Origin of the sequence: Halorubrum sp. T3, assembly GCF_000296615.1 — an archaeon.
Taxonomy (GTDB): Archaea; Halobacteriota; Halobacteria; order Halobacteriales; family Haloferacaceae; genus Halorubrum; species Halorubrum ruber.
The window spans coordinates 231,621-243,836 of record NZ_ALWQ01000008.1; the positions used below are offsets into that span (position 1 = coordinate 231,621).

A 12,216-nucleotide genomic window follows, 5' to 3' on the forward strand; every position below is an offset into this window, starting at 1 on the left:
CGTGGGGTCGGGTTTCGGACTCAGTGCTGCTGCCGCGGTAGCTGGTTTCGGCGCTCTGGTCGATAGCTTATAAATAGATGTTCGGAGACCGCCGGCAAACACTGCTGAAGTTCCAGCTGATTGCTTATAAATAGCTGCCTACAGTTCGGCGGAGAGCACTTCCAAAGCCCCAGTCGCTTGTTTATAAATATTCAACCACAGATCGACGGAAAACACCTTCAAAGCCCCAGCCGTGCGGTGGCCGCACGCTCGCTGCGCGCCTCGTCGCTCGTTTCACTCGCTCCTGCGGTGCTTACGTCGCCTGCGGCCACCGCACGGCTGCCCCTTTGAGTCCCGCCCCGCACCGCACAGCACCTCACGCCTCCCCAGCCTCGTCAGTCGCCCTCCGCTTCGCTCCGGGCGACTGACTCCCTCGCACGCGCTCCTCGCGGCCGTTTAAAAACGGCCGCTCGCAGGCGCGCGCCGACAGCAGCGTGGGAGGTTCTACTTCAGCGCCTCGACGAGGGCCGCGCCCTCGACGTAGGGGATGTCGCGCCGGGCCGCGTAGGCCGCGGCGTCGGCGGGCGAGAGCGCGTCGCCGGTCTCGTCGTCGAGCATCTCGCAGACGACGGCGGCGGGCGCGGCGCCGACGGCCTCGGCCATCGCGAGGCCGAGTTCGGTGTGACCGGTGCGGCCGGAGAGGCCGTCGCGGTCGCCGCGCAGGACGTGGACGTGGCCCGGCGCGCGGAACTCCGCCGCGAAGTCCTCGGGGCCGTAGCCGGTCGGGTCCTCGCGCACGCGGGCGGCGGCGTTCGCCACCTCGACGATTGTCTTCGCGCGGTCCGCGTCCGTGATCCCGGTGAACGTGTCGCGGTGGTTCACGGGGAGCGAGAAGGAGGAGCGGTCGTCGTAGTCGGGGTCGTCGTCGACCGCGGGGTGGTCGAGCGCGTCCGCGAGGAACGGCAGGTCGAACGCGTCGCCGACCTGGTCGCTCACGGCCACGCAGATCAGGCCGCCCGCGTCGTTGCGCATGTGCGCGACCGCGGCCTCGTCGACCGCGCCGGCGGGGTAGACGATGTCCGTCTCCCCCTCGCGGTCCGCGAAGTCGTGGACGCAGACGGGGTCGCCGGCGCGGAAGGCGTCGAGCGCGCGCTCGACGGGGTCGGCCGCGTCCGCGGCGTCGGCGGTCCCCGCGGTGTCGGTCTCGGCGGCATCGGGTTCACCGGTAGCGTCGCTCTCGGCGGCGGCGTCGGCCGCGGCCGCGCTCGTCTCCGGGTCGGCGTCGACGTCGGCGCGCATCAGGCGGCCTCCGTCTCGACGGCGGTCGCTCCCGGCTCGTCGGCGCGGCTCGTCGGCTCGACGCGGACCTCCACGGTGTCGCCGTCTTCGAGGTCGAGCGCGTCGCGCAGGCGGTCCGGTGCGATCAGCTCGAGCTGGTCGTCGTCGTGGTGGGTCCGGTCGGGGACGATGGCGTGGACCGCCTCGTAGCGCTCGTCGCCCGCGACGAGGGTGACCCCGTAGCAGGTGGCGGCGCCGTAGGTGCGGTCCTCGCCCTCCCACGCGTCGATGGGGACGGCGTCGATGCCGGCCATCTCGCCGCGCCGGCGGACGCTCTCCTCGGTGAGGTCGACGTTCAGCGTGCCCGGGAACGGGTCGTACCCCAGCCGCTCGCGGAACTGCTCGGCGTAGCCCGGCAGCGTGATGTAGTGGCGCCCCTCGCCCATCCCGCCGGTGACCGACCCCCGGAGCGAGAGCTCGACGTCCGACTCGAACAGGCGGCGGTAGTCGGCGTACTCCGCGCGGAGCGCGGCCTCGCCCGCGTCCGTCACCCGGACCCACTGCCCGTCGCTGACCACGTCGCGCTCGACGTAGCCCGCGGATTCGAGCGTCTGGAGGCGTCGGGAGGCGGTCTGCGTGGAGGCGTCGAGCCGGTCACCGAGCGCCGCGCACGACACCTTCGTCTCGGAGAGGCCGCCGACCAGCCCGACGTGTTTCAGGGCCGCGAGCGCGGCCGGGTCCACGTCGGCCGCCGCGTCGGTCGCCGTCGCGTCTGACATACGATACGCTCGGTCGTCCGCGGGCAAAAGGGTAACGAATATGGAACACGTCTCAGAAACGTTAAGCGGTCGGCGGAACCGACCGGAAAACCGCTGGAACCGATAGTTCCCGCGCTGGATATGTAATCCCGTCGGTGCCGGTCGGCTTCGCGGCGTCTCCGGTGATTCCCCGAACCGGTTCGGTTCCCGGATGTGAGCGTCTCCCGCACCGGTCAGCGAAAGGTAAGGTACAAATACGAACGGGGATTGATTCGTGATGAGGGCTCGTAGATCAGTGGCAGATCGCTTCCTTCGCAAGGAAGAGGCCCGGGGTTCAAATCCCCGCGAGTCCACTCCTGCGCTCACTTCGTTCGCTTAGTCGTTCCCTCGCGTGGTCCCACTCGCTCACTCCGTTCGCTCGCGGGACCCCCGCGAGCCCATAATTTTGCGCCGCGAGCAATGTCGCGAGTGGCGCAAATCTGTAACGAGCGCGACCCCCGCGAGTCCACTCCTGCGCTCGCTTTGAACCTTCCTCCGAGACCGGGAAGGCGAACGCTGAACCCGGGGAAGCGGTTCTTACGCCGGCATTGCGACCGATCCCTCCCAGACCCAGTCCGCTTATATATCCCGAGTAAGTTGAGCGTCGTATGGGTATCTCCGAGTTACTTGAGGGAACGAACCTCACGCACCGGCAGATGGGGGCGATAATGGTCGGGTGGATCCTGCTCGTCACCATCATCTCCGTCGGCCTGCTGCTGTACACTTCGTCGTTGTAGGCACCGGCCGCCGGCCCGCGCCGCCCCCGACTCTCGGCAACCGCGGCGGCTACCCCCGACGTTATCACCTGACCCGACGAACCCCGGACCCACATGGACGCCGCCGAGCGCCGGATCGTCAAATTCACCGCGGGATCGCACGGGCTCGTTCACACCTACGAGCTGTCGATCCCGATCCTGTTGACGGTGTGGGTCGGAGAGTTCTCGACGACCGCCGCCGCGCTCGGCGTCGTCGTCACGCTCGGCTACGGGCTGTTCGGCGTCGGCGCGCTGCCGGGCGGAATCCTCGTCGACAGCTTCGGGTCGAAGCCGCTCATCCTCGCCTGCCTCGCCGGGATGGCGGGGTCGTTCCTCCTCGTGAGCGTCTCGCCGACGCTCCCCGTCCTCGCCGCGGCGATCGCGGTATGGGGGCTCACCGCGAGCGTCTACCACCCGGCGGGGCTGTCGCTGCTCTCGACGTCGATCGACCAGCGCGGGACCGCGCTCGGCTACCACGGGATCGGCGGGAACCTCGGGATCGCGCTCGGCCCGCTGGCGACGGCGCTGCTGCTCTTGGCGTTCGACTGGCGGCTGGTGACGGCCGCGCTCGCGCTCCCCGCGGTCGCCGTCGCCGCGTACGGCCTCACCGTCGATGTCGACGACGCGGGCGACGCCGCCGAGCCGGACGGCGCGTCGGACGACGGGACGAAGGGGGAGGTCTCGCTACAGTCGATTCTCTCGGACACGCGGCTCCTGATAGCCGGCGGGTTCCTGATCGTGTTCGCGTTCGTCACGTTCAGCGGGCTCTACTACCGGACGTTCCTCACGTTCCTCCCGGATCTCCTCGGCGACGTGCTCGGCGGGCTCGTCGACGTCCAGCTCGTCGACCCGTCGAGCCCGTACGCCGACCAGTTCAACGTGGGCCGGTACCTGTACGTGGCGGTCCTCACGGTCGGCGTGTTCGGGCAGTACCTCGGCGGCCGGATCGCCGACCGCGTCCCCCCGGAGTGGGGGCTGATGGCGCTGATGGGCGTTCTCTCGGCGCTCGCGCTGCTCTTCATCCCCGCGACGGGCACGGTCGCCACCTTCGTCGCGGTGTCGCTCGCGCTCGGCGTGGCGCTGTTCACGGTCCAGCCGCTCTCGCAGGCGACGGTCGCCGCGTACTCGCCGAGCGAGGCGCGCGGCCTCTCGTTCGGCTACACGTACGTCGGGATCTTCGGGATCGGCGCGCTCGGCTCCACGCTGGCCGGGACGGTTCTCACCCGCGCCGGGCCCCGAGAGCTGTTCGTCGTCTTGGCGGTCATCGCGGCGCTCGGCGCGCTGTCGGCCACCGCGGTCACGCGGTTCGCGACGCGGCGCGACTGAGCGTCGGCCGACGGCCGCTCAGACGGTGTGTTTCGCTTCCTCGGGGTCCTCGACGACCTCGACCCCGCGGTTGTTGACCGCGTACGGGTCGAGCCCCTGCTCTTGGAGGAACTGCTTATAAAGCCGCTCGGCGGTCTCGCCGTCCTTCTGCTTGTCGCTGGCGTGGTCGCAGAGCTCGACGAGGGTCTCGGGCACGTCGTTCTCGTGGACGATCCAGTGGTTGATCGTGTCCGACAGGCGGCGGATGGGCGAGGTGAAGTGGCCGTAGATGTCGAAGTTGAGCGCGTGGTGGCCGCCGAACGGGTCGTTCATGTACTTCGCACGGGGCATCACCTTCAGCACGGCGCGCTGGATCTTGTTGAGCTGGCGCTCGGGCGACTCCTCGAGGGCGGCGTTGACCGCCTTCCGCGGGTCGTCGCCCCACGCGTCGCCGGGGATGGAGACGCCGTCGAGCTCCTGGATCTCTTTTAAGGCCTCGTTCCACTGGTCGGGGGTCGGCTGCGGGTGGACGCGGTACATCGCCTCGACGCCGCGGTCCCACATCAGCGTGTGCGTGACCGCCTTGTTCGCCTTCAGCATCGACTCCTCGATGATGGTGTGCGCGCGGTCGCGTCGCGGGTTCAAGACGAGGGAGCCGTCCGCCTTGCGCTGCTCGTGCATCCGGTCCGCGAGCTCGAAGGCCAGCTGGTTCTCCTCGCTTAGTGGCAGGTCGGGGTCCTCCAGCCGGTTCTCGCACTCCTTGTAGGTGAGCCGCTCGTCGGAGTTGATGACGGACTTGTAGATGTCGATGTCCTCGAAGGAGAGGGTCTCATCGTCGATCTCCATCTCGACGGTGTGCGCGAGCCGGTCCTCGTTCGGGACGAGCGAGCAGACGGTCTCGGCCAGCACCGGCGGGAGCATGTGGATCGTGTAGTCCGGCAGGTAGACGGTGTTGGCGCGCTCGACTGCCTCCTCCCACATCGCGGTGTCGGGCGTGACGTAGTGGGTGACGTCGGCGATGTGGACCCACAGCCGGTAGGCGTCCTCCTCGCGCTCGATGGAGATGGCGTCGTCGAAGTCCTGCGCGTCGACCGGGTCGGTGGTCCACGTGGTGAGGTCGCGGAGGTCCTCGCGCTCGTCGATCTCGGCTTCGATCTCCTCGTAGACGCCCTCGGTCCGGGCCTCGGCCTCGCGGAGGACCTCGCTCGGGAACTCGTCGCGGATCTCGAACTCCTCGAACAGTTCCTCGCGCTTCTCGGCGAGGCGGTCCGCGAGCGCCGGCGTGATCGTCACGGGGCCCTGGTCCTCGGCGGACCCTTGCTTCGGCTCGTCGTCTGACATACCTCCACCAACGCGGGTCCGTTAGAAAGGCCTGTCGGGCGGGGGAGCGCGGCGCTGGCGGCGCGAGCGGCGAGCGCTCTGCGCGCGGCCGGGAGCGGACGTCGAGGTCGCGGACGCGAGGGCTCCCTCAGGCGAGCGTCGTGAGGATCGGCGACAGCAGCAGGGCCGCGATGCCGAGCGCGAGGACGCCGAGGGCGATCGGAACTACCGACGCGCCGACAAGCCGGAGCGCGGTCCGCCGCGCGCCCGCGTCCGAGACGACGAACGGCGAGCCGTCCGCGATCCGCGATTTCACCTCGCCGACGGGCGCGTCCGGGAACGCCTCGCTGTCGCCGACGACCGTCACCTCGTCGCCCGGGCGGAGCGTCCGCTGGACGTACCGGCGCCGCGGGTCGTCGCCGATCGTGAGCGGGCCGACCTCGTAGCCCGTCTCCGTGTCGTCGACGTCGTCGACCGCGTCGATGAACCCCCGGACGCGCTCGGGCGGCTCCTCGCCGGCGTCGAGCTTGACCTTCTCGTCGACGTCGAGCGAGAAGGTCGCCGCCTCGGGGTCGACCCGGACGCCGGTCCCGCCGTCGTCGACCCGGAAGGGGACGCCGGCCTCGCCCCCGTCGATCGTGACCCACGACTGCCCTTTGCCCTGGCTGCGGAGCTCGGACACGTCGTACTCAACGCAGCAGCACGGTTCGCCGCCGAACGGCGCGGGGAGGGTCTCGTCGTCGACCGCAGCGACGCGGCCCGTGACTCGTATCTCTCGCTCCGCGCCGTCGAGCCCGGCCGGACTCGTCGCCGTCGTTCGGAGGACCCGGACCGCGTCGACGGTGCCGCTCGCGCCGCGCGCAAGGAACGCGAGTCCGAGGACACACGCGCCGGCGCCGATGACGGTCGTGACAGGATCGACGGCGCTGACGGCGGTCGGAACGGAGTCGACGGCGCTGACGGCGGTCGGAACGGAGTCGACGGCGGCGATAGCGGTCGGGACGGGGTCGACGGTGCTGGCGACGGCCGAGACGAGGTCAGCGGTCGCGGCCGCTACGTGGAGGGCGCACATGCGTACGGTCGCGGTACCGAGCCGCGACGGGTAGAATTATCGGTCGCGATCGGATCGGTCGCGATCGGAGCGCGTGCGGTCCGAGCGATCGCGGTCCGACCGGCCACGGTCCGAGCGGCTCCCGGCGCCACCCTCGTCAGTCCGGTCGCCGGCGTCGTCCGCGACCGCGTCGGCGTAGCGGTCGAGGAACTCCTCGGTGGAGAGGCCGTCCGACTCGATCGAGAGGATCAGCGATTCGAGCCCGTCGCGCGGCTGGTGGGAGATCTCGTCGTCGCAGTCGGCACAGAGGTACTCGAACTCCTTGTCGCGTCGGCTCCAGCGGTCGCCCTCCTTATCGTACTCGCGGGCGTCCTCCCGCAGCACCGAGTCCCCGCACGCGATACACACCACCGTCCGCCGGTCCCGGCTCCCTCGGGAGCGCCACATACGGAGTCCCTCGGTCCCGCCCCACTTAGCGTTTGGTGCGGCGGCTGACGTCCGTCGGACGGGGCTTCTGAACGGTCGCCTATCGTTGCGCGCAGAAGCCGACGTACAGACATATTACCGTGGGCGCGCTGGAGCCCGTATGACGATCAGCGAGTCCGACCTCCCCGGGGTCGGGAAGAAGTTCGAGATCGAGTTAGGCGACGGCGAGGAGATGATCGTCGTCATCCACAACACGGGGAAACGCGAGGTGTTCCGGCGGCGCGACCCGGACGCAGACTCCGAGAAGGCGTTCGAGTTCTCCGACGACCTCGCTCGGACGATCGGCTCGATAATCGAGGGGGCGTACTTCCAGCCGGTTGAGCCCGACACGCAGGAGACGACGCTGCCGGGCGGGATCCTCTTGGAGTGGTACGAGCTCCCGCCCGGCTCGCCGCTCGTCGGCGAGACGCTAGAGAGCGCCGACATCGGCAACCGGACCGGGCTCGCCGTCGTCGCCATCCAGCGCGGCGACGAGGTGCTCGAAAGCCCGGACGCCGGCACCATCCTCCGCGAGGGCGACACCCTGATCGGGGTCGGCACGCCCGAGAACTGCGAGGCGTTCGAGGAGATCCTCACCGAATGAGCGGCCGGCACGGCGCCGCCGGTTTCGGCGCGTCGGGGCGCGGCGGTACGGGCCGCTCCCCCGGAGGTGACCGGTAGTGGCGCTGCTCGACGTCGGCGTCATGTTCGTCGCGGTCGCGCTCGCCGGCGCGGTCGCGAACCGTCTCGGGCAGTCCGTGATCCCCGCGTACATCCTCGTCGGGATGCTGCTCGGGGAGTTCGTCCTCGGCCGACTCGCGCTCCCGGTGATCGGGACCGCCTACGTCCCCGAGACGGAGTTCATCTCGCTGGGCGCGGAGTTGGGGATCGTCTTCCTCCTCTTTTTCCTCGGGTTGGAGTTCAACCTCGACCGGCTGCTCGCCCGGCGGGGGCCGATCGGGACGGCGGGGACGATCGACCTCGCGAACTTCGGGGTCGGGCTCGTCCTCGGCTGGCTCGTCTTCGGGGCGTTCCTCCCGGCGTTCCTGATCGCGGGGATCGTCTACATCTCCTCGTCGGCGGTGATCACGAAGTCGCTCATCGACCTCGGCTGGATCGCCAACGACGAGGCGGAGCCGATGCTCGGCACCTTAGTGTACGAGGACCTGTTCATCGCGGTGTACCTCTCCGTCGCGTCCGCCTTGGTGCTCGGCGGCGGCGACGTCGCGGCGGCCGCGGTCGACGTGGGGATCGCGCTCGCGTTCATCGCCGCGCTGTTCGCGGTCGTCCGGTTCGGCACCCCGCTCTTCGACCGGCTCGTCGCGACGGACAACCGGGAGTTCGTGGCGCTGCGTTCGGCGGCCGCGGTCGTGTTCGTCGCCGGCGCGGCGCTCGCGCTCGGCGTCAGCGAGGCGGTCGCCGCGTTCTTCGTCGGGATGGCGTTCGCCCCGACCGACCAGGCGCACACGATCGAGACGGTCTTAGAGCCGGTCCGGGACCTCTTCGCCGCGGTGTTCTTCTTCTGGATCGGGCTCGTCACCGACCCCGCGCTGTTCGCGGACGTCGCGGCCCTCGTCGCGCTCGCCGTCGTCGTCACCACCCCGACGAAGGTCGTCACCGGCTACCTCGCGGGGCGCGCGTTCGACCTCGACGTCCGCCGGTCGACCCGGGTCGGCCTCGGGATGACAACCCGCGGCGAGTTCTCGCTGATCATCGCGACCGTCGCGGTCACGGGCGCGAACGCCGGCTCGTTCGACCCGGCCTTGGCGGGGACGATCAACGCGTTCGCGGTCGGCTACGTGCTCGTGATGGCGGTGCTGGGGACGACGCTGATGGGCTACTCCGCGCCGTTCGAGTCGGTCGCGACCTCGTGGCTGGATCGTGGTGGCGCGGACGGCAGCGGGGCGAGTGGATAGGCAGTCGGTGTGGCGGGCGTTTATTTATAAATAGTCGGCAGCGGGTCGACGGTGAACACCGGCAGAGGTCTGGTCGCTCGGTGATAAATGGCTGACGGTGGATCGGCCGATAACGGATCGGCGGCAAACACCGTCAAAGCCCCAGTCGCTCGCTTATAAATAGCAGTTAACAGATCGATGGCGGACACGACCAAAGACCCAGTCGCTTGCTTATAAATAGCCGACTACGGATCGACGGCGACCACCTCCAAAGCCCCAGCCGGGAGGTGGGCGCACGCTCGCTGCGCTCCTCAGTCGCTCGTTTCACTCGCTCCTTCCGGTGCTTACGTCGCCTGCGCCCACCTCCCGGCTGCCCCTTTGAGTCCCGCCCCGCACAACAACCGCAGCCTCACACCTCCCCAGCCTCGTCGGCCGGTCTCCGCTTCGCTCCGACCGGCCGACTCCCTCGCGCGTGCGACTCGCGGCCGCCGAGGGCGGCCGCTTGTCGGCACGCGCCGACCGCCGGTTTATAAGTGTCTCTCGTCGTCTCGGCTGCTGTTTATAAATAAAATCGTCGCGCTCGGCGCCTATTCGGTCGCGACCGGACCGCGGCCGACGACTTCTTCGACTTCCTGAACGAAGTCGCTCCGGCTCTCGAAGAGGGGGACCTCGCTCTCCGCGAGCACGTCGTCGAGCGTTTGGGCGCCGTCGGGCGTTCGGATTTCGGCGTCGCCCTCCTGTTCGCGGACGTCGCTGTTCTTCGCGGGCCAGGTGAGCCGCGACGCGACGCGGGCGACCGGCTCGCCGGCCACGTCCGGCCCGTCGCCGAGCTCGACGGCCGGCTCCGCTTCCGCCTCCTCGTCTTCCCCGTCCGCATCGGTGTCGCTCATGCCCCGCGGTTCCGCTCGGGCGACACTAATGGTTTCGATGCCGCTCTGGGGCTCGCGGGGGCGCGCCCACCGCACCCACCGCGCCCGGCGAGGCCGCCGTCGACTCGGTCCGACTCAGAGAGCATACCCGAAATAATTCGGTAATACTGTTATATTATCCGGCGGTAATTTCCGGTTGGGGGCATGGCACACGACTCCCGTATTCGCGTGTCGAGCGTCGACACGCCGGTCTGCGAGTTTTCCCGTCGCAGCTGACTCCGACGACGAGCGGCGCGTCTCGGTCGGCGACGAGCGGCACTACCGCTCTTTACGTCCAGCCGCGGTCGGTCTCGTTCAGCCGCTCGCAGCCGTCCTCGGTGACGACCACGAGATCCTCGATCCGACAGCCGAACCGCCCGTCGAGGTAGATCCCGGGCTCGACGGAACAGACCATCCCCGGCTCCAGCGCGCGGTCGTTGCCGGCGACGAGGTACGGCTCCTCGTGAACGTCTAAGCCGACGCCGTGGCCGGTCCGGTGGACGAACGCGTCGCCGTACCCCGCCGCCTCGATCACCTCGCGCGCGGCGCGGTCGACGGCCGACGCGGGGACGCCCGGTTCGACCGCCTCGACGCCGGCCGCCTGCGCCTTCCGCACGACCTCGTGGACCTCCCGATACTCCTCGCTCGGTTCGCCACCGAAGGCGAGCGTCCGGGTCTGGTCGGAGGGGTAGCCGTCGACGCGCGTCCCGAAGTCGAGGACGACCGGCTCGCCCGCCCGGATCTCGCGGTCGCCGTGGCCGTGGTGGGGCTTCGCGCCGTTCTCGCCCGCGGCGACGACCGTCTCGAAGCTGACGCCGCGCCCGCCGCGCTCGGCCAATCGCTCCGCGATCCAGTCGGCGAGTTCGGCCTCGGTCATCCCGACCGCGTCGGCGCCCAACTCGCGGAGGTCGCCGACGACCGCGTCCGCGACCCCGGCCGCCTCGCGCAGGGCGGTCAGTTCGGCCTCGTCCTTCCGGACCCGCAGGTCGGCGAGCGCCTCGCTCGCGAGCCCCCACGTCGCCTCCGGCGCCGCCGCGCGGAGGTCCTGCGTGAACCGCGCCCACATGGTATCGTCGACGAGCAGCCGCCCGCCGTCCAGCCCGTGGTCGGCGAGCAGTTCGCGCGTCGCCGCCACCGGGTTGTCGCCGTCGCTCCACGTCCGGATCTCCGCGACGCTCGTCGCCTCCCGGACCTGCGTCTCGTACAGCGCCGGCACGAGCAGCGCCGGCTCCGAGTCGGCCGCGCTCGCGGCCGGGAGCACGAGGAAGAAGTGCCGCTCGCCGGGCTCCTCGGCGAACCCGGTGAGGTACTGGAGGTTGCGGCTCGGGAACGCGACTAACCCCGCCGCGTCGACCTCGTCCAGCCGCCGCGCGGCCCGTTCGCGTCGTCGCTCGTGCGCGTCGGTCGGTCGCTCTCCCCCCGACCGGTCCGCGTGTGCGTCGTCGGTCACGCGCCGGAGTTCGGACTCGGTATATAAGTAGGGTGGCGTTGCGGGGGCCGCAAGCGGCGCATAACTACGGCGGATCGGTCGCTACGCGATAGCATGTCAACCGAGAACGCCGCGACGTTCGACTGCCCCGAGTGCGACGTGAGCGCCCCCTCGACCTCGGTGCCGTACGACTCGCTCGGCTACGTCGTCTGCCCGGTGTGCGGGTACGCCGCCACGCCGGCCCCGGAGCGGTCGTCGAGCGCCGAGCGGTCGCCGAGCGCGGGCGACTGACCCGGCCGGCGCGAGCACCGGCGTGTGGCGCGTCCGCCCGGCCGTCCCGGAACCGCACCGCTTTAGCCGCGGGGCGCGTCCGCCCGGGTATGAGCTGGTCGCTGGAGCGCGACGACGGCACGGTCACCGAGTGGGAGCGGTCGGACGGGTACGCGACCGTCAGGCTCCGCGAGCGCGCGGCGGGCGGCTTCGTCGTCCGCCTCGACGTGATGGAACAGGCGGCCGACGAGTCGGCCTACGAGCGCGTGCGGTTCGACGACCGCGAGGCCGCCGAAGCGCGGGCGACCGAGTGGCGCGAGGCCCGCGACCTCGACGAGTAGTACGCGCGGTTACTCGATGTCGACCGCGTCGTCGAGGAAGACCTGACACTCCACGGTCCGCCCCTCGGGGTCCTCGGCGAAACACTGGTAAATATCGTACGTTTCGTTCTCTCGCGGCTCCGTCACGACGGCGTCGCCGAGCGCCTCGGCGGCGGCGTCGACCCCCTCACGGTCCGGGTAGACGAAGGTGAGTATCCCGCAGTCGTCGGCCGCGTCGCGCTCGCAGAACCCGAACAGGAACTCGTCGAACTCCAGGATGGTGCAGTCCGGCTGTTCGAGGCGCACGGTCGCGTTCAGCCGCTCGCGGTAGAACTCGACGACCGCGTCGTGCCGCTCCGTCGCGTGGAAGACGATTCCGGTCATAGCGGTCGCTTGCGGCGGAGACACTTCATCGCTCCGGGCCGCACGGCGGCGGGAGCGCCG

General features: G+C 70.2%; 15 protein-coding genes and 1 tRNA gene. 7 read left to right on the forward strand and 9 right to left on the reverse strand.

Annotated features, from left to right (window positions below; genetic code table 11):
* Window positions 1-483 precede the first annotated feature (483 nt).
* Together ribB and B378_RS0101080 are read right to left on the reverse strand one after the other, a co-directional pair.
* Complete coding sequence (gene ribB / locus B378_RS0101075; RefSeq protein WP_017341980.1) at window positions 484-1,278, reverse strand: 3,4-dihydroxy-2-butanone-4-phosphate synthase; 795 nt, start codon at window positions 1,276-1,278, stop codon at window positions 484-486.
* Window positions 1,278-2,036, reverse strand: coding sequence for a DUF120 domain-containing protein (locus B378_RS0101080; protein ID WP_017341981.1), 759 nt, complete (start codon window positions 2,034-2,036; stop codon window positions 1,278-1,280). The genes ribB and B378_RS0101080 overlap by 1 nt, the downstream gene beginning before the upstream one ends.
* Before the next feature lie 260 nt (window positions 2,037-2,296).
* Here B378_RS0101080 and B378_RS0101085 point away from each other — a divergent pair.
* The 3 genes from B378_RS0101085 (at window position 2,297) to B378_RS0101095 (ending at window position 4,135) form a co-directional block, all read left to right on the forward strand.
* Window positions 2,297-2,368, forward strand: a tRNA-Ala gene (locus B378_RS0101085).
* Between the two features lie 294 nt (window positions 2,369-2,662).
* Entirely contained in the window at window positions 2,663-2,791 is a 129-nt protein-coding gene (locus tag B378_RS17375) for a hypothetical protein (protein WP_017341982.1), read from the forward strand.
* A gap of 93 nt (window positions 2,792-2,884) precedes the next feature.
* The gene (locus tag B378_RS0101095; RefSeq protein WP_017341983.1) at window positions 2,885-4,135 is read left to right on the forward strand and encodes an MFS transporter; all 1,251 of its coding nucleotides are present in this window, start codon (window positions 2,885-2,887) and stop codon (window positions 4,133-4,135) included.
* An 18-nt stretch (window positions 4,136-4,153) separates the two neighbouring features.
* Here the strand turns inward: B378_RS0101095 and B378_RS0101100 are convergent, their stop codons facing one another.
* The 3 genes from B378_RS0101100 to B378_RS0101110 all read right to left on the reverse strand — a co-directional run bounded on the left by B378_RS0101100 (window position 4,154) and on the right by B378_RS0101110 (window position 6,932).
* Window positions 4,154-5,455: a ribonuclease R family protein gene (locus B378_RS0101100; RefSeq protein WP_017341984.1), complete on the reverse strand. Its 1,302-nt coding sequence runs from the start codon at window positions 5,453-5,455 to the stop codon at window positions 4,154-4,156.
* Window positions 5,456-5,582: 127 nt separating this feature from the next.
* Window positions 5,583-6,506 (reverse strand): hypothetical protein, encoded by a 924-nt coding sequence (locus tag B378_RS0101105; RefSeq protein WP_017341985.1) that lies wholly within the window; start codon window positions 6,504-6,506, stop codon window positions 5,583-5,585.
* Window positions 6,507-6,542: 36 nt separating this feature from the next.
* Window positions 6,543-6,932 (reverse strand): hypothetical protein, encoded by a 390-nt coding sequence (locus tag B378_RS0101110; protein WP_026046113.1) that lies wholly within the window; start codon window positions 6,930-6,932, stop codon window positions 6,543-6,545.
* Between the two features lie 139 nt (window positions 6,933-7,071).
* On the opposite strand from B378_RS0101110, the gene B378_RS0101115 reads away from it, so the two are divergent.
* Complete coding sequence (locus B378_RS0101115; RefSeq protein WP_017341987.1) at window positions 7,072-7,554, forward strand: cation:proton antiporter regulatory subunit; 483 nt, start codon at window positions 7,072-7,074, stop codon at window positions 7,552-7,554.
* 76 nt (window positions 7,555-7,630) lie between these two features.
* On the forward strand, window positions 7,631-8,866 hold the full coding sequence (locus tag B378_RS0101120; RefSeq protein ID WP_017341988.1) for a cation:proton antiporter: 1,236 nt from the start codon (window positions 7,631-7,633) through the stop codon (window positions 8,864-8,866).
* Between the two features lie 20 nt (window positions 8,867-8,886).
* Here B378_RS0101120 and B378_RS16960 read toward each other — a convergent pair whose 3' ends face one another.
* The 3 genes from B378_RS16960 to B378_RS0101130 all read right to left on the reverse strand — a co-directional run bounded on the left by B378_RS16960 (window position 8,887) and on the right by B378_RS0101130 (window position 11,203).
* Window positions 8,887-9,054 (reverse strand): hypothetical protein, encoded by a 168-nt coding sequence (locus tag B378_RS16960; RefSeq protein WP_237738302.1) that lies wholly within the window; start codon window positions 9,052-9,054, stop codon window positions 8,887-8,889.
* A gap of 378 nt (window positions 9,055-9,432) precedes the next feature.
* Complete coding sequence (locus B378_RS0101125) at window positions 9,433-9,735, reverse strand: DUF5789 family protein (RefSeq protein WP_017341989.1); 303 nt, start codon at window positions 9,733-9,735, stop codon at window positions 9,433-9,435.
* A gap of 307 nt (window positions 9,736-10,042) precedes the next feature.
* Window positions 10,043-11,203, reverse strand: a complete 1,161-nt coding sequence (locus tag B378_RS0101130; RefSeq protein ID WP_017341990.1) for a Xaa-Pro peptidase family protein — start codon at window positions 11,201-11,203, stop codon at window positions 10,043-10,045.
* A 93-nt stretch (window positions 11,204-11,296) separates the two neighbouring features.
* Between B378_RS0101130 and B378_RS16965 the strand changes: the two genes are divergently transcribed.
* A complete protein-coding gene (locus tag B378_RS16965) occupies window positions 11,297-11,473 on the forward strand; it encodes a hypothetical protein (RefSeq protein WP_017341991.1) in 177 nt (58 codons plus the stop codon).
* 89 nt (window positions 11,474-11,562) lie between these two features.
* Window positions 11,563-11,793 carry a hypothetical protein gene (locus B378_RS0101140; protein WP_017341992.1) on the forward strand — a complete coding sequence of 77 codons (231 nt, stop codon included), beginning with the start codon at window positions 11,563-11,565 and terminating at the stop codon, window positions 11,791-11,793.
* A gap of 9 nt (window positions 11,794-11,802) precedes the next feature.
* Here the strand turns inward: B378_RS0101140 and B378_RS0101145 are convergent, their stop codons facing one another.
* Window positions 11,803-12,156 (reverse strand): VOC family protein, encoded by a 354-nt coding sequence (locus tag B378_RS0101145; protein ID WP_017341993.1) that lies wholly within the window; start codon window positions 12,154-12,156, stop codon window positions 11,803-11,805.
* Window positions 12,157-12,216 lie beyond the last annotated feature (60 nt).